Origin of the sequence: Streptomyces sp. NPDC021019, assembly GCF_044333295.1 — a bacterium.
Lineage (GTDB): Bacteria > Actinomycetota > Actinomycetes > Streptomycetales > Streptomycetaceae > Streptomyces.
In genome coordinates this window covers 308,131-324,106 of sequence record NZ_JBIRQR010000003.1, presented here as the reverse complement: position 1 = coordinate 324,106, position 15,976 = coordinate 308,131, and the positions used below count along the sequence as shown (strand labels likewise).

The 15,976-nt window shown below is 71.3% G+C and carries 14 protein-coding genes; all 14 read right to left on the bottom strand.

Features of this window, described 5'->3' with window-relative positions; translation table 11 throughout:
- Positions 1 to 62 precede the first annotated feature (62 nt).
- Positions 63 to 1,082: an adenosyl-hopene transferase HpnH gene (gene hpnH, locus ACH4RG_RS18885; protein ID WP_397927141.1), complete on the bottom strand. Its 1,020-nt coding sequence runs from the start codon at positions 1,080 to 1,082 to the stop codon at positions 63 to 65.
- A gap of 7 nt (positions 1,083 to 1,089) precedes the next feature.
- Complete coding sequence (locus ACH4RG_RS18880; protein ID WP_397917514.1) at positions 1,090 to 1,737, bottom strand: 1-hydroxy-2-methyl-2-butenyl 4-diphosphate reductase; 648 nt, start codon at positions 1,735 to 1,737, stop codon at positions 1,090 to 1,092.
- On the bottom strand, positions 1,737 to 3,734 hold the full coding sequence (shc, locus tag ACH4RG_RS18875; RefSeq protein WP_397917513.1) for a squalene--hopene cyclase: 1,998 nt from the start codon (positions 3,732 to 3,734) through the stop codon (positions 1,737 to 1,739). Before shc ends, ACH4RG_RS18880 begins: the two co-directional genes overlap by 1 nt.
- 107 nt (positions 3,735 to 3,841) lie before the next feature.
- On the bottom strand, positions 3,842 to 4,912 hold the full coding sequence (locus tag ACH4RG_RS18870; RefSeq protein WP_374105528.1) for a polyprenyl synthetase family protein: 1,071 nt from the start codon (positions 4,910 to 4,912) through the stop codon (positions 3,842 to 3,844).
- Between the two features lie 29 nt (positions 4,913 to 4,941).
- The gene (hpnE, locus tag ACH4RG_RS18865) at positions 4,942 to 6,327 is read right to left on the bottom strand and encodes a hydroxysqualene dehydroxylase HpnE (RefSeq protein ID WP_397927138.1); all 1,386 of its coding nucleotides are present in this window, start codon (positions 6,325 to 6,327) and stop codon (positions 4,942 to 4,944) included.
- 118 nt (positions 6,328 to 6,445) lie between these two features.
- A complete protein-coding gene (hpnD, locus tag ACH4RG_RS18860) occupies positions 6,446 to 7,366 on the bottom strand; it encodes a presqualene diphosphate synthase HpnD (protein WP_397918100.1) in 921 nt (306 codons plus the stop codon).
- 29 nt (positions 7,367 to 7,395) lie between these two features.
- Positions 7,396 to 8,307 (bottom strand): squalene synthase HpnC, encoded by a 912-nt coding sequence (hpnC, locus tag ACH4RG_RS18855; RefSeq protein ID WP_398539858.1) that lies wholly within the window; start codon positions 8,305 to 8,307, stop codon positions 7,396 to 7,398.
- A 413-nt stretch (positions 8,308 to 8,720) separates the two neighbouring features.
- Positions 8,721 to 9,506 (bottom strand): ABC transporter ATP-binding protein, encoded by a 786-nt coding sequence (locus ACH4RG_RS18850; RefSeq protein ID WP_397917510.1) that lies wholly within the window; start codon positions 9,504 to 9,506, stop codon positions 8,721 to 8,723.
- Positions 9,499 to 10,428, bottom strand: coding sequence for an ABC transporter permease (locus ACH4RG_RS18845; protein ID WP_069753943.1), 930 nt, complete (start codon positions 10,426 to 10,428; stop codon positions 9,499 to 9,501). The genes ACH4RG_RS18850 and ACH4RG_RS18845 overlap by 8 nt, the downstream gene beginning before the upstream one ends.
- A gap of 101 nt (positions 10,429 to 10,529) precedes the next feature.
- On the bottom strand, positions 10,530 to 11,402 hold the full coding sequence (locus ACH4RG_RS18840) for a glycosyltransferase family 2 protein (protein WP_397918099.1): 873 nt from the start codon (positions 11,400 to 11,402) through the stop codon (positions 10,530 to 10,532).
- A gap of 8 nt (positions 11,403 to 11,410) precedes the next feature.
- Positions 11,411 to 12,190, bottom strand: coding sequence for a CDP-alcohol phosphatidyltransferase family protein (locus tag ACH4RG_RS18835; protein ID WP_265598047.1), 780 nt, complete (start codon positions 12,188 to 12,190; stop codon positions 11,411 to 11,413).
- On the bottom strand, positions 12,168 to 13,229 hold the full coding sequence (locus tag ACH4RG_RS18830) for an iron-containing alcohol dehydrogenase family protein (RefSeq protein WP_097967109.1): 1,062 nt from the start codon (positions 13,227 to 13,229) through the stop codon (positions 12,168 to 12,170). Before ACH4RG_RS18830 ends, ACH4RG_RS18835 begins: the two co-directional genes overlap by 23 nt.
- Positions 13,217 to 13,954: a sugar phosphate nucleotidyltransferase gene (locus ACH4RG_RS18825; protein ID WP_073868898.1), complete on the bottom strand. Its 738-nt coding sequence runs from the start codon at positions 13,952 to 13,954 to the stop codon at positions 13,217 to 13,219. Before ACH4RG_RS18825 ends, ACH4RG_RS18830 begins: the two co-directional genes overlap by 13 nt.
- Entirely contained in the window at positions 13,951 to 15,705 is a 1,755-nt protein-coding gene (locus ACH4RG_RS18820) for a DUF5941 domain-containing protein (protein WP_397917509.1), read from the bottom strand. The genes ACH4RG_RS18825 and ACH4RG_RS18820 overlap by 4 nt, the downstream gene beginning before the upstream one ends.
- Positions 15,706 to 15,976 lie beyond the last annotated feature (271 nt).

The following is a 15,976-nucleotide window of genomic DNA, read 5'->3' as shown; positions in this document are numbered from 1 at the left end:
CCATGAGGGCCGGCCGCCCCGGGAGAACCGTGGCGGTCGGCCGTACCTCGTCGGACACCGCCTCAGCGGTTGCTGCTGATGGTCTCCCGCGCCGCGCGCAGGGATTCCTTCAGGGACCCCATGGTGGCGAGCACCGCCGTGGGCTCGTAGCCGCAGTGCGCCATGCAGTTGGCGCAGCGAGGGTCCTTGCCCCGGCCGTACTTCTCCCAGTCGGTCTCCTCGATGAGCTGACGGTACGTCGGTACGTAGCCGTCGTTCATCAGGTAGCAGGGGCGCTGCCAGCCGAAGAGGGAGTAGTTGGGGATCGCCCACGCCGTGCACGGGAAGTCGGCCTTGCCCTCCAGGAAGTCCAGGAAGAGCGGTGAGTGGTTGAGCCGCCAGCGGGCCCGGTTGCCGCCGGCGAAGGCCTTCTTGAACAGCTCGCGGGTCTGCTCGACGCCGAGGAAGTGCTCCTGGTCGGGCGCTTTCTCGTAGGCGTAGGCGGGAGAGATCATCATCTCGTCGACGTGCAGGTCGTCGTTGAGGTAGTCGAGGACCTCGATGATGGTCTGCGGGGTGTCGGTGTTGAAGAAGGTGGAGTTGGTGGTGACGCGGAAGCCGCGCCGCTTGGCCTCCTTCATCGCGGCGACGGCCTCGTCGAAGACGCCTTCCTTGGCGACCGACTCGTCATGCCGCTCGCGCAGTCCGTCGATGTGCACCGCGAAGGCGAAGTACGGGGACGGGGTGAACTTGTCGAGCTTCTTCCGCATCAGCATCGCGTTGGTGCAGAGGAAGACGTATTTCTTCCTGGCGACGAGCTGGCGCACGATCTCGTCGATCTGGGGGTGCATCAACGGTTCGCCACCGGCGATGGACACCATGGGAGCGCCGGATTCGAGCACCGCGCCCACCGCCTGGGCGACCGGCATGCGCTGTTTCAGGACACCGGCCGGATGCTGGATCTTCCCGCAGCCCTCGCAGGCGAGGTTGCAGGCGAACAACGGCTCCAACTCGACGATCAGGGGGAACTTCTCACGCTTGCGGAGCTTCTGTTCGAGGAGATACGTCGCGACCTTGATGGACTGACGGAGCGGCATGGCCATATCTGGCTCACCTCCAGGGGAGCAGTAAGGATCGGTGCCATTCGTAGAAGGCCGGAAGGACGGAACGAAGAACGCGGAACGCCGATATTCCACCTCGTACGGTGCCGATACGGACGAGCTCATGCTCCGGAGCGTCCACGACCACCCGGACGGCCGCAACCGGGCGCGGCCCGTGACACAGGGCGGTACGCAGCGTCGCGGCGGACTCCATGTCCACCGCGATGGCCCCGCCGGCCCGCAGCGCGGCCCGTTCGGAGCCCCGTACGACGTGGTCGGAGCCGGTCAGCGGGCCGGTGTGGACGGTACGGCCCGGAACGGCCCTGGTGAGCGCGGCGACCAGGACGCCGGTGCCCGTGCAGGGTGTGGTGCCGTCGGCGTCCCGGGTCTCCTCGGCGACGACGAGGTCCCCCGGGTGCATCCCCGGGGCGAGGCCGGCGCAGAAGCCGGAGGCGATGACGGCGGCGTCGGGGATCCCCTCGGGGCCCAGGAGACGCGCCACGGCCGCCTCCGCCGCCCGGGGGCCCATGCCGGTGCGCAGGACCCGGACCGCGCCCGACGTGCCCCTGCCGCTGCGCAGGGCCACCTGCTCGATGCCCAGAGCGCAGGCGACCAGCAGGGGCGTCGCGGGACTCCCCGGCCGTCCCGGATCGCCCATCAGACCCCCTCGGCTGCGGTCGCGCGGTCGGCGAACGGGTCGCCGTACACATAGCGCCCGAGCGCGGTGAGAGGGAAGACCTGGCGGTAGAGGTGGTAGTTGATGGAGAAGTCCCAGGGGAAGCCGGTCCCGGTGAAATACGGCTCGTCCCAGGAGCCGTCGGCCTGCTGCGTCTCGGTCAGCCAGGTGACGCCGCGGGCGACCGGGCGGGTGTCGCGGCGGCCGGCGGCGAGGAGCGCGAGCAGCGCCCAGGCGGTCTGGGAGGCCGTGGACTCGCCGTGCCCGATCCACTTCTCCTCCCGGTAGGAGCGCAGGTCCTCGCCCCAGCCGCCGTCGTCGTTCTGGACGGACTCCAACCAGGCGACGGCCCGGCGGACCGCGGGATGCCCGGCGGGCAGTCCGGCGGTGATCAGGGCGGGCACCACGGACCCGGTGCCGTACACGTAGTTGACGCCCCAGCGGCCGAACCAGGCTCCGCACGCCTCCTGCTCGGCGAGCAGCCACTCGATGCCCTGGCGGGTACGGGGGTGGCCGGCGAGCCCTTCGACGGCGAGCATCTCCACGACGTGGCCGGTGACGTCGGCCGACGGCGGGTCGATGACCTCGCCGAAGTCGCAGAAGGGCAGGCGGTTGGGGAAGGGGCTGGTGTTGTCGGCGTCGAACGCGCCCCAGGCGCCGTTGCGGGACTGCATCCCGAGGCTCCAGCGGACCCCTCGGTCGATGGCCGCCTGCATGCGGGCGGGGTCGGGGTGGCGCACCCGACGCAGCGCCAGGACGACTTCCGCGGTGTCGTCGATGTCCGGGTAGTTGTCGTTGTGGAACTCGAACGCCCAGCCTCCCGGGGCGAGTTCAGGTTTGCGCACCGACCAGTCACCGGGTCTGGTGATCTCCTCGGCCAGCATCCAGTCGGCGGCCTTGACCAGGGCGGGATGGTCGGGTCCGAGTCCGGCGTCGGCCAGCGCGATGGTGGCGAGGCAGGTATCCCAGACCGGCGACTGACAGGCCTCGACCATCCGGGCGCCGTCCTCGCGCCGGACGGCGAACCGGTCGAGCGAGGCCAGGCCCGCCCTCATCACCGGGTGGTCGAGGTCGTAACCGAGCAGGTGCAGGGCGATGACGGAGTAGACGGCGGGCGGCTGGATCCCGCCCCAGCAGCCGTCGTTCTCCTGGCGCTCGATGATCCAGCGGGCGGCCAGGTTCATCGCGATGCGGCGCAGTGGGCGCGGGGCGACCTTGTGGTAGAGGTGCAGCCCCTTGTCGAGGCGCTGGAAGATTCCGTCCCAACTGGCGGCCGGGGCAAGCTTCCTGGGCGGATTGGGGTGGTCCGGGTCGGTGTGCAGCTCGTCCAGGGCGAAGGGCGCCGGGCGCACCGGGCGTTTCGCGGAGACGATGGTGAGCGGCACGATGGTCTGCCGGGCCCAGCAGCCGAAGTCGTAGATGTTGAGCGGGACCCACTTGGGGAAGAACATCAGCTCGGGCGGCAGCTCGGGGAGGTCGTCCCACTTCCACCAGCCGAACAGCGCCAGCCAGATGCGAGTGAAGACGCGGGCGGCCGCGATGCCGCCCTGTTCCCTGATCCAGCCGGAGGCGCGGGCCATGTGCGGCTCGTCGGGGCGGTCCCCGGCCAGCCTCAGCGCGACGTACGCCTCGATCGTGGCGGAGAGATCGCCCGGTCCGCCGTAGAAGGTGTTCCAGGTGCCGTCGCCGAGCTGTTCGCCACGGATGAAGAGGGCGGCCGCCCGGGTGGTCTCGGGGTCCTGGATGGAGAGGAACTGACGCAGGAGCAGGTCCTCGGCGTCCATCGTGACGTTGGTGGCGAGGTCGCCCTTCCACCAGCCCTGCTCGTCCTGTCTGCCGAGGAGGTGCTCCACCGAGCGTTCCGCGGCCCGACGCGCGGCGACGGTCACGTCGTCCGCGGCGGTTGTCGTGTCGGTCGGATCGTGGGCCGTGGCCTCGGGGTTCGCGGCCCCGGTCGATCCGTCGGTCGTCGCTGTCATGAGCTTCCCCTTACGTGCAGTCGGTTCTCTGCTGTGCTGGGGTCACCGTCGGCCGGCGCCCGGTGAGGGGCGCCGGCCGGCGACTGCGAGTCATATGCGAAGCGTCGTCATCTCTTTCGTACCACCACGAAGTCGGCCAGCTCGGTGAGCTGTTCCCTCACTCGGTGGGGCATGTCGACGGCGTGCAGCGCCTCGATGGCGATCGCGTGCTGACGACGAGCTTCCTGGGCGGTCCACTCGCGGCCGCCCGCCTCCTCGATGAGTGCCGCGCGGGCGGCGAACTCCTCTTCGGAGAAGCTGTCGAAGTCGTTGCTCTTGGCGTCGGCGGCGAGCAGTTCGCCCAGCCGGTCGGAGGCCTCGCCGCCCGCGGCGAGCGCCGCGACGACGGGCAGGGACTTCTTGCGCTGGCGCAGGTCGCTCCAGGTCTGCTTGCCGGTGGCCTCCGGGTCGCCCCAGATGCCGAGGAGGTCGTCGACGGCCTGGAAGGCGAGGCCGAGGTGGTAGCCGTACGCCTCCAGGGTGTCGGCGGTGCGGTCGTCGGCGCCGCCGAGCACCGCTCCGATGGAGACGGCGCAGGCCAGCAGGGCGCCGGTCTTGTTGCCCTCCATCTCCAGGCACTCCTCGACGGTGACCCGCTCGCGGTGCTCGTAGGAGATGTCCTGGGCCTGCCCGTCGATGAGCTTGCGGGTGGCTGTGGTCAGTCGGCGGGCCGCACGGCCCGCCTCGACGGTGCCGAGCTCCAGCAGCAGGTCGTAGGCGAGCGCGAAGAGCGCGTCGCCGACCAGGATCGCCTGGGCAGGGCCGTGCACCTTCCAGACGGTGTCACGGTGGCGGCGCTGCTCGTCGCCGTCCATCAGGTCGTCGTGCAGCAGCGAGAAGTTGTGCACGAGTTCGACGGCCACCGCGCCGGGGATGCCGGCCTCGGCGGGGGCTCCCGCCGCCTCGGCGGACAGCAGGGCGAGCGCGGGGCGCACGGCCTTGCCGCCGTCGCCGTCCGAGGGCTGCCCCTCCGCGTCGATCCAGCCGAAGTGGTAGGCGGCGACGGTGTCCATGGGCGGCGCGAGCCGGCCCACGGCAGCCCGCAGGACCGGCGCTGACAGGGCTCGTCCGCGCTCCAGAAGCGCGGTGACGTCCGCGGTGTCCGCCACGGTGTCGAAAGCCGGATTCGCCGGGGTCACAGACTCTCCTCTTGTTCCGGTGGTACTGCTCATGCCGCCTCCTGCAGCGGATGTCCTGGGGAGCGGCCGAGGTCGTGGAGCGCCGCTTCGGCGGCGCCGGCGCCGCTGCGCACGGCGCCCTCCATCGTCGCGGGCCAGCCGGTGTCGGTCCAGGCCCCCGCCAGCTGAAGTCCGGTCAGCCGGGTGCGGGGTCCGGGGCGCAGCCGACCGACGCCCGGGGCGGGCGCGAAGGTGGCGGTGCGCTCCCGGGTGACGAAGAAGTCGCGGATGCCCGCGCCGCGGGCGGCGGGGAGCAGCCGTTCCAGTTCGGGCAGGTAGCGGGAGCGCAGTTCGGCGACGGGCAGGTCGATCTCGTCCTGGGCGGCCGACTGCGAGACCGCCAGGTACTGCCCTGGGCCCGTCAGCCCCGAGGAGTGGGTGCGGTCGAAGACCCACTGGACCGGGGAGCCGATCGCGGCGAAGAACGGCCTGCGCAGCACCTTGCGGTCGTAGATGACATGGACGTTCAGGATGGGCGCGTTGTCGATGTCGAGCAGCAGGTCGGGTTCGTCCAGGGCGCCCTCGGGCAGCAGGCCGTGGGTCTCGGTCTGCGGCACGGCCAGGACGACGGTGTCGGCGGTGATCCGCTCCCCCGCCGTCTCGACGTTCCAGCGGCCGTCCTCGGTGCGGGTGAGGGAGCCGACCTTGGCGCGCAGTTCGGTGCGGACGCCCGCGGTGTCCAGGGCCTTGCGGGCGAGGGTGTCGTGCAGCTCGCCGAGGGGCACGGTGGCCCAGCCGATGTCGGCGGCTCCGGGCTCGGAGAGCAGGCCGGTCTTGAAGACCTTCGCCGCGAGCGCCATGGAGGCGTTCGGAGCGGTGGCGTTCAGCGTGGCGACGCCGACGAGGTCCCAGAGGGCCTCGATCGTGCGCTCCGACTGGCCGTGCCGCCGCAGCCAGCTCGCGAAGTCGACGCGGTCGAGCTCGGGGTCGGCGGGGTCCAGGCGGCCGAGCGCGAGGGCGGCGCGGCCCACGCCCGCCTTCTCGGCGAGCGAGAGGTGGGGATAGGCGGCGAGTCCGCCGGCGAGGTGCAGCGGTACGGGCAGAGCGGTGCGCCGCAGCCGTCCCAGGCGCGGTCCCGCGGCCCGGCCGACGTCCAGCACGGGCACGTCGAGACGGTCCTGGACCGGGGCCAGGTGGGCGGCGTCGATCCGGTCGAGGAACCAGCGGTAGCCGGTGCAGCAGCGCAGGTAGACGTGCTGGCCGTTGTCGACGGTGAGGTCGCCGCGCTGGAAGGAGAAGGCGAGGCCGCCGAGGCGGGGCCGCCCTTCCAGGAGGGTCACGTCGAGTCCGGCGTCGGCGAGGCGGAGCGCCGCGGTGACGCCGGCGAGGCCGCCGCCGACGACGACGGCGACGGGGCGTGGGCTCTCGTCGTTCATGCGTGCCCCTCTCGCCGGGTCGGTGCGCTGCGCCGGGTCCTCATCCTGGTGATCGTCGCAGTCGGTGACGCGTCGGGCCACTGGAGGGTTGCCCGGGAGCTGGAGCCACGAGGACGCATCAGTCCCGCCCCCTGGCGGTGAGCTTCGAGATGTGGCGGGCGTCCAGTCCGGACAGGCCGCGCACCGCGACATAGGCCTTCTCGTGGCCGGGCAGCGAGACCCGTCCGCGCAGCACGGCCTCCGGGTCGCGCTCGATCCGGTCGAGGAGGCGGCGGTAGATCCCGGCCATCGCCGCGACGCAGGCGCCGCTGCGACGGTCGAGCATCGGCAGCAGCCGGTAGCCCTCGGCGAACAGGGCGCGGGCGCGCCGGACCTCGAAGTGGATGAGGCCCGCGAAGTCGGAGCCGGGGGGCGGAGTGGTCCGGTGGAACCCTGCCGAGCAGCCGAACTTGGCCAGGTCGTCGGCGGGCAGGTAGGTGCGCCCGTTGCCGGCGTCCTCGCGGACGTCGCGCAGGATGTTGGTGAGCTGGAGGGCGAGGCCGAGGGTGTCGGCGTACTCCGCGGCGCGCTCGGCCCCGCGGGCGCCCGGCGCGGTGCCGAAGACGCCGAGGCTGAGGCGTCCGATGGCCCCTGCGACGCACCGGCAGTAGGCCTTCAGGTCGTCCCAGGTCTCGTAGGTCGCGCCCCGGACGTCCATCAGGACGCCGTCGATCAGCTCGTCGAGCCCGCCGAGCGGCAGCGGGAACCGCTGGGCGGCGTCGGCGAGCGCGACGGCCACCGGGTCGGTGTCGTCCTCGTCCACCGCGTCCTTGCGGATCCGCTCCAGCAGTTCGCGGGTGCTCTCCAGCCGGGTCCGCTTGATCTCCGGGTCCAGCTCCCCGTCGCCGATGTCGTCGACACGACGGGAGAAGGCGTACAGCGCCGACATGGCCTGCCGCTTCTCGTACGGCAGCAGCCTGATGCCGTAGGCGAAGTTGCGGGCCTGCTGTCCGGTGACGGCCTCGCAGTAACTGTATGCGGCCTGCACCGGCGGCGACATGTACGTCGTCTGTCCCTCCACGGTCCGGCTCACCTCTCTCCACGCGCTCTTCGCAAGACGGTTCCCACTTCGCGCAGCAGACTGGGCTTGGTGGGCTTGGGCGGTCCGGGCAGTACGTCGAACCCGGCGGCCGAGATCGCCGTGAGCGCGCTGCGCCCGCCCGCGACGAATCCGGCGAGGAGCAGCTTGAGTCTTCCGTCGACGCTGCCCACCAACGGGGGGCCCTCGTTCAGCAGCTCGCTCGCGCGCTGGGCCTCGTACGCGATCAGGGCACGCACCGAGGCTCCGGCGGAGGGTGCGGCCAGGTCGGATTCGGTGACCCGGAAGCGTTCCATGTCATCGGCGGGCAGGTAGATCCGGTCGCGTTGCAGGTCCTCGGCCACGTCCTGAAGGTGTTCGACGATCTGGAGCGCGGTGCAGACCGCGTCGGAGCGGCGGACGCGTTCCGGGCTCGTGGTGCCGGTGAGGGCGAGGACCAGGCGCCCGACCGGGTTGGCCGAGAGCTCGCAGTAGGCGGCGAGGTCGGCGTAGGTGCCGTAGCGGCGGATCTTCTGGTCCTGGCGGTTGGCCTCGATCAGGCCGAGGAAGGGCTCCGGGGTGAGAGCCCGGCGCCGCACGGTGGGGCGGAGGTTGCGCAGCAGTGGGTGGTGCGGTTCCTCACCGGTGGTGGCGAAGACGCGGTGGAGGTCGGTCTCGAAGGCGTCGAGCATGGCGAGGCGGTCGTCGCTGCGCTCCGGCTCCAGGCCGAGCCGACGGGCGTCGGCGCCGCCGGGGGCGAGGTCGCCGTCGCCGATGTCGTCGACGAGCCGGGCGAAGCCGTAGACCGCCATCAGGTCGTCGCGCCAGGCGCGGGGCAGGAAGAAGGGCGCCACGGGGAAGTTCTCGCCCGCGGCCTTGCCGAGGGTGGCGTCACCGATGCGCGTCTCGGGGGTCCAGGTCACTGCGGACCGCCCGGCGCGGGGACGGCGAGACCACGCCGGAGCTGGAGATCTTCCGTCATTGCCGTCACAGCTCCCGTTCTACACTGCTGACCCAAAACAACCCTTTTCGGACACGCCGCTCTGTCTTCCGAGTGCACTGCGGCAGAGCGGCCGGTGCCGGGGCGTATCGCCCTACTTGCCATGAATCAGCACCGCTACAGCTTACGTTGTACAGCTCACAGGGGGTCGGCGGGGTGGAGGACCCACCGCCGCTTCCCGGCCGCTCCCGTCAACCTTCCCCGCGCGTGGCGGAATTGACGTCATCCGCCGGGAGGAGATCGCACCCGGGCCCCACCGCGGACGGTCCGCACGGCGCCGGGCACCGAGCGGCCCCCGCCGGACCGGTCCGGCGGGGGCCGCGGCGAACGTTCTGGCTACTTGCCCGTTTCGCGCTCGTACGCCTTGAGGACTTCCTCGGTGGGACCGTCCATCAGGAGTTCGCCCTTCTCCAGCCACAGCGCGCGGTCGCAGGTGTCCCTGATCGACTTGTTGTTGTGGCTGACCAGGAAGACGGTGCCCGCTTCCTTGCGCAGCTCGCGGATCCGCTCCTCGGAGCGGACCCGGAACTTGCGGTCCCCGGTGGCCAGCGCCTCATCGATCATGAGGACGTCGTGGTTCTTGGCCGCGGCGATCGAGAAGCGCAGCCGCGCCGCCATGCCGGAGGAGTACGTCCGCATCGGCAGGGTGATGAAGTCGCCCTTCTCGTTGATGCCGGAGAACTCCACGATGTCCTGGTAGCGCCGACGGATCTCGTCCTGGCTCATGCCCATCGCCAGACCGCCGAGCACGACGTTGCGCTCACCGGTCAGGTCGCTCATCAGCGCGGCGTTCACCCCGAGCAGCGAGGGCTGACCGTCCGTGTACACCTGGCCGGATTCGGTCGGCAGCAGGCCGGCGATGGCGCGCAACAGCGTCGACTTGCCGGAGCCGTTGGTGCCGATGAGACCGATGGCCTCGCCGCGGTAGGCGGTGAAGGAGACACCGCGCACGGCGTGCACCTTCCGGACGCCTCGCGGCTCGCCCTTGCCCCGCCGCATCATGCGGCTCAGCGCGGCGGTGGCGCTGCCCCGGCCGCCGCCCGTGCCGTTGACCCGGTACACGATGTGCACGTCGTCGGCGATCACCGTCGGGATGCGCCCCTGTGCGTTGTCCTCAGCCACGGCCGTACCGTTCCTCTGCCTTCCAGAAGTACACGAATCCCACGACACCCAGCAGTACGGCCCAGCCGACGCCGACGGCCCAGACGTGGTCCGGCAGGTTCTCGGAGCCGTACCCGTCGATCAGGGCGAAGCGGACCAGGTCCATGTAGATCGCCGCCGGGTTGTACTGCAACACGTCCGCGATCCAGGCCGGCTTGTCCTTGAGCATCACCGGGATGGAGAACATGACGCCCGAGGCGTACATCCAGGTCCGCATGACGAACGGCATCAGCTGCGCGAGGTCGGGGGTCTTGGAGCCGAGCCGCGCCATGACGAGGGCCAGGCCCGTGTTGAAGAAGAACTGGAGAATCAGGGCGGGGATCACCAGCAGCCACGACAGCGAGGGGTAGCTGCCGAAGATGACGGCGACCGCGACCAGCACGATCATCGAGAACAGCAGCTGCTGGAGCTGCTGGAGCGAGAAGGAGATGGGCAGCGAGGCCCGGGGGAAGTGGAGGGCCCGGACCAGCCCGAGGTTGCCCGAGATCGAGCGGACGCCCGCCATCACCGAGCTCTGGGTGAAGGTGAAGACGAAGACGCCGGTGACCAGGAACGGCACGAAGACGTCGTGGGAGATCCCCTCCCTGGTCCCCAGGATCAGCCCGAAGATCAGGTAATAGACCGCTGCGTTCAGCAGGGGCGTGACCACTTGCCACAGCTGGCCCAGTTTGGCCTGGCTGTACTGCGCGGTCAGCTTCGCCCGGGAGAAGGCCAGGATGAAGTGGCGTCGTCCCCAGAGCTGTCGCATGTATGCGAACAGCCCCGGCCTGGCGCCGCTCACGGTCAGGCCGTACTTGGCGGCCAGCTGGGCCGCGTCGAGGCCCTCGTCGGCGGACGGCGGGGTCCCGAGGGCTACCCCACCGTCGTGGGTCGTGTCACTCACAAGTTGAAACTCTCGTCTTCACGCGCAGCCAGTCGCGGGCGCGGCTCAGGCGGACAGGTTCCGGAAAGAAAATACGCCTCATGCTCTCAGAGGAAAGCCTCTCAGATGACCGGAGGTCGGCCCAGCCTCGTCAGCCGCCACACCGTACGCCACTTCATCGGGCGCCGGGGCCCGCAGGGGGTCGACCAGCCTTCCCGGAATCCGCCGAACCATGCCTTCAGCGCGGGCGCCGAAGGACGTCTGACCAGGGTCAGCAGCAACCAGACCCCCAGGTAGAGGGGAACCAGTGGGGCGGGCAGGTTCCGGCGGGCGAGCCAGACCCGGTTGCGGGCGACCATGCGGTGGTAGACCGCGTGCCGGGACGGGGCGGTGGTGGGGTGGTTCAGCACCATGTCCGCGCGGTAGTCGATCATCCACCCCGCGTCCAGCGCCCGCCAGGCCAGGTCCGTCTCCTCGTGGGCGTAGAAGAAGTCCTCCGGCAGTGGACCGACCTCGGCGATGACCCGGGTGCGTACGGCGCTGGCGCCGCCCAGGAACGTGGTCACGCGCGAGGAGCGCGTCGGGTCGGCGGCCCGCAGGCGGGGCACGTGCCGCCGCTGGGTGGCGCCCGTGTCCGGGTCGGTGATCCGGAAGGTGATGATCCCGAGCCTCGGGTCAGCCGCGAAGGCCTGTCGGCACAGCTCGGCGGTGCCCCGGTCGGGGAGCAGCCCGTCGTCGTCCAGGAAGAGCAGCGCGTCCACGTCCGCCCCGCAGGGGCCGAACGCCTCGATGCCGACGTTGCGGCCGCCGGGGATGCCCAGGTTCTCGGGCAGTTCCACCGTGCGCACTCCGGCGGGGACGTCGGGGACCGGGGCTCCGTTGCCGACCACCACGACCTCGATCCGGTCACCGTGCTGTGCGGTGACCGAATCGAGGAGGGCGCGGAGCTCCTCCGGGCGGTTGCCCATGGTGATGATCACCGCGCCCAGTTTCATGGGGAAGGTCACTTCAGCCTGCTGGACGCCAGGACGGACACCAGGTGCAGCAGGGTCTGCAGCAGCGCGATGCCGGCCATCACCGCGACGGTCAGGCGGGTGTAGAAGAGGTCGCCACCGATCGCGTCGACCACGGCCACCACGAGGATCACCAGCGAGGCCTCGATGCCGAGGATCAGCCGGTGGAACTTGAGCGCCCCGGCCGCCCGGCGGGCCAGCGCCATGCCGGAGGAGCGCGGCTCGGACGCCGCCTCCTTGACGGGTGGCAGCCCGCCCTGGTGGCGGGCCACCCCGACCAGGTCCGTCTCGGCCTTGATGAGGATCGCGCCGAGGGCGGCGAGGGTTCCGAGGAAGGCCCAGAGCCAGTCGATCCGGCCCTCGCCCCAGATGTCGGCGGCGCGCAGGCCGAGGCCGACGAGCACCGCCGCGTCGCAGAGATAGGCGGCGACCCGGTCAAGGTAGACCCCGCTGAGCGAGTACTGCTTCTTCCAGCGGGCCAGCTCGCCGTCCACGCAGTCGAACAGCAGGTAGAGCTGGACCATCACCACGCCGAGCACGGCGCCCCAGATGCCCGGCACCAGCAGCGCCGGGGCGGCCAGGGCCCCGGCCAGCGTCATCACGTACGTGACCTGGTTCGGCGAGACGCGTGTGTTGACCAGGTAGCGGTCCACGCGCAGCGAGACCTCGCGCATGTACATGCGCCCGGCCCAGTGCTCGCCGCTGCGCCGGTCCTTGACCCCCGGGGGGTGAACGACCGGACGGAGTTCAGCTACTGATGGTCGTCGCATAGTCGGCGTACGCGTCCCTGATCTGGTCGGTGGACAGGTTGAGGTGCTCCAGGACCGTGAAGCGTCCCGGACGCGTCTGCGGCGCGTAGTCGACGGCCTCGACGAACTCGTCGACGCTGAACCCGATCTCCTCCGGCAGGACCGGCAGACCGTGGCGGCGCAGTATCGATGCCATCAGGAGGGATTCCTGACGGGCACCGCGCAGATGCATGGCGAAGCAGGCGCCGAGGCCGACCTGCTCGCCGTGGCTGGCCGCGCGCTGGGGGAACAGCAGGTCGAAGGCGTGGTTGATCTCGTGGCAGGCGCCGGAGGCCGGGCGGGAGTCGCCCGCGACCGACATCGAGATACCCGTCAGCACGAGCCCCTCGGCCAGCACCTTCAGGAAGGCGTCGTCGCCGACCCCGCCGGGGTGGCGCAGCACGGCCTCGCCCGCCTGGCGGGCCATCGCGGCCGCCAGGCCGTCGATCTCCTCGCCGTTGACCTCGTGGGCCAGCTCCCAGTCGGCGACGCAGGAGATGTTCGAGATCGCGTCGCCGATGCCGGAGCGGACGTAGCGGGCGGGCGCCTCACGGATCACGTCGAGGTCGATGACCACGGCGATCGGGGTGGGGACCCCGTAGGAGCCGCGCCCGTTGTCGTTGTCGAGCGTCGCGACCGGCGAGCACAGGCCGTCGTGCGACAGGTTCGTCGCGACGGCGACCATGGGCAGCCCGACCCGCGCCGCGGCGTACTTCGCCACGTCGATGATCTTGCCGCCGCCGAGGCCGACGACGGCGTCGTACCGGTTGCCCTTGATGCCGTCGGCGAGCTTCACCGCCGAGTCGATCGTTCCGTCGGACACCGGGTACCAGTCGGCTCCCGGCAGAACCGGGGCGAGCCTCTCCCGCAGGGCACGCCCGGAGCCGTCGCTGATCGCGATGGCGAGCTTGCCCGAGGAGGAGATGCGCTGATCGGCCAGGAGACCCGCCAGATCGTCCATGGCGCCGCGCCGGATGTCGACGACGACCGGGGACGGAATGAGCCGGGTCAGTACTGGCACGCGATCTCACGGCCCTTCTCGAGGTCGTCGTGGTTGTCGATCTCGACCCAGGTCACGGTGCCGATGGGGGCCACGTCGACGGTGAAGCCGCGGTTCACGAGCTCCTGGTAGCCGTCCTCGTAGTAGAGGTCGGGGTCACGCTCGAAGGTGGTCTTCAGCGCGTCCGCCAGCTCCTCGGCGGCCTCGGCCTCGATGAGGGTGACGCCGATGTACTCGCCGGTCGCGGTGGCCGGGTCCATCAGCTTCGTGATGCGCTGGACGCCCTTGCCCTCCTCCGTGATGACCTTCATCTCCTCGTCGGCGAGGACCTTCTCGGTGTCCAGGGCGAGGATGATCTTCTGGCCCTTGCCGCGGGCGTCCAGCAGGGTCTTCTCGACGGAGACCGGGTGCACGGTGTCGCCGTTGGCGAGGATCACGCCGCGCTTGATGACGTCACGGGCGCACCACAGGGAGTAGGCGTTGTTCCACTCCTCGGCCTTGTCGTTGTCGATGAGCGTGAGGGTGACGCCGTAGGTCGCTTCCAACTCGGCCTTGCGGGCGTAGACGGCCTCCTTGCGGTAGCCGACGACGATCGCGACCTCGGTGAGTCCGACCTCGGCGAAGTTGGCGAGCGTGAGGTCGAGGACCGTCTTGTCGCCGTCGACAGGGACGAGCGCCTTGGGAAGCGTGTCCGTGTAGGGGCGCAGACGTCGTCCTGCACCGGCTGCCAGTACGAGGCCGATCATGCGAGTTCTCCTTCGTCGTGTACGGCGGGGGCCGAGGAGGACACCCAGAAGCGGATGGACTCCACGAGCACCACCAGAGCCACGGCGACCGCGAGCGCGGTCAGGGCCGTGGTGAAACCTGAGGTGTGGGTGAGTACGGCGGCGAGGACGACCACCAGCGCGGTCCGGCCCTCGTGTCCACCGATCGTCCGCACCAGCCACTGGGGCGGCGCGCCGGTGCCTCCGCGAATGCGGTACACCGTGTCGTAGTGATGGTAGGCGACGGCCGAGACCAGCCCGAAGGCCGCCGGAACGGCGTGCGGGACGTCGCTGCGGGCCGCCAGCACCAGGAGCGTGACGTACTCCGCGGCCCGGAAGAACGGCGGCACCAGCCAGTCCAGCGCACCCTTCAGCGGGCGGGCGACGGCGAGGCCGGAGAGGACCACGTACACCGCCGCCGCGGCGACGGTGAGCGGGCTGCCGTACGGGAGGAGGAGGGCGCCGCCGATCATGACCAGCGTCCCGAGCAGGGCGACGGCCGGGGCGGTGAACGCGCCCCGGAGGCCCGGCGCGACCCTCGCGACGCCCTGGGCGAGGGGTCCCGAGTCGGCGAGGTCCGCGAGTGCCCGCGCGGCGCGGTCGGTGCGGCCGGCCCGGCGGGTCAGCGAGCGCAGCAGGCGGCCGGCCGTGGTGTAGCAGGCGGCCAGGGAGCAGCCGACGAGCAGGGCGTAGAAGACGATGCGCGGGGTGGTGAGCGCGGTGAGCACGGCGATCATGGCCCAGCGCTCGCCGATCGGCAGCACGATCATCCGCCGCACCCAGACCGTCCAGCCGACGCTGTCGAGCTTGTCGGAGAGGGCTGCGGTGGGGCTGGTGTTGGCGACCGCGTCGTGGTTGGCCTCGTTGAACGAGAAGTCCACGACGTGGCGGCAGGCCTGGAGGACCATCGCGCCAAGCGCCAGGGTCCATACGTCGTCGCCTCCGCGGACGGCGCCGATGGCGAGCCCCGCGTAGTACGCGTACTCCTTGGCGCGGTCGAAGGTGGCGTCCAGCCAGGCGCCCATCGTCGAGTACCGCAGCGAGTAGCGGGCGAGCTGCCCGTCGGTGCAGTCCAGGACGAAGGAGACCAGGAGCAGGATCCCGGCGGCGACGTAGCCGCCCCGGGTGCCGGTGGCCGCCGCGCCCGCCGCGATGAGCGCGGTGATCAGCGAGGCGGTGGTGACCTGGTTCGGGGTGAGGTCGCGGCGGGCGCACCAGCGGGCGATGTAGCGGGAGTAGGGGCTGATGCAGTACGTGGTGAAGAACCCGTCGTGGGCCTTCACCGCGTTGCGCAGCCGCACCGCCTCGTCGTCGACCGAGGCGAGGCCCGCCTCGGCGGCGGCCCGCTGCTCCGGGTCCGTGGGGACGGCCGCGACGAGCGAGCCAAGGGCGGGGCGCTGCACGGCGGTGCCCTCGGCCTCCAGCGCGACGGCGATCCGGCCGGGGACGGTGCGGTCCTCGGGCGCGGGGTCGGCCTCCGGCTCGACGACCGGGGCGCCCGCGCCGACGGCGGCGGCGGTGCGGTCCAGGGCGCGCAGCAGGGCTCCGCGCGCCTCGGGCTGGGCGGTGAGCGCGCCGGGGACGGTGGCGGCGGGGAAGCGCGGGTCGGTCAGTCCGAGCCGCAGCGCGTGGACGTGGCCCACGAAACGCGGGTCGACGAGGGCGACCCGGCGGCCCGCCGGGACGGCGGCGAGGAGAGCCGCGGCGTCAGCGGCGTCGGCGGCGGTCCGCACGTCGAAGCCCAGGGACCGCAGATCGTCCGCGAGCGACGACCCGGGTACCGGCGTACCGGTGAGAATGGCGGTCGACAGACGAACTCACTCCTTGGCACTGACGTGGACGACACACGGCGGCACGGCCACGAGGCGGGCCGGCGGCGTGTCGGCTGAGGCTATCGGATGAACGGAAGACCGAGTTCACCGCCCGTTTGCGCGCTGTACCGGGGGGACCCGCGGGCCCGGGCGGCGTTGGCGATCATCATCATCGATCGGGGGCCCGGCCCAC

What these genes read in the sequence shown, in the direction of transcription:
- hpnH (WP_397927141.1), bottom strand. Translation starts at nt 1,082, where the DNA reads ATGGCCATGCCGCTCCGTCAGTCCATCAAGGTCGCGACGTATCTCCTC.
- hpnD (WP_397918100.1), bottom strand. Translation starts at nt 7,366, where the DNA reads ATGTCGCCGCCGGTGCAGGCCGCATACAGTTACTGCGAGGCCGTCACC.
- ACH4RG_RS18840 (WP_397918099.1), bottom strand. Translation starts at nt 11,402, where the DNA reads ATGAAACTGGGCGCGGTGATCATCACCATGGGCAACCGCCCGGAGGAG.
- ACH4RG_RS18825 (WP_073868898.1), bottom strand. Translation starts at nt 13,954, where the DNA reads ATGATCGGCCTCGTACTGGCAGCCGGTGCAGGACGACGTCTGCGCCCC.
- hpnE (WP_397927138.1), bottom strand. Translation starts at nt 6,327, where the DNA reads ATGAACGACGAGAGCCCACGCCCCGTCGCCGTCGTCGTCGGCGGCGGC.
- shc (WP_397917513.1), bottom strand. Translation starts at nt 3,734, where the DNA reads ATGACAGCGACGACCGACGGATCGACCGGGGCCGCGAACCCCGAGGCC.
- ACH4RG_RS18835 (WP_265598047.1), bottom strand. Translation starts at nt 12,190, where the DNA reads ATGCGACGACCATCAGTAGCTGAACTCCGTCCGGTCGTTCACCCCCCG.
- ACH4RG_RS18880 (WP_397917514.1), bottom strand. Translation starts at nt 1,737, where the DNA reads ATGGGCGATCCGGGACGGCCGGGGAGTCCCGCGACGCCCCTGCTGGTC.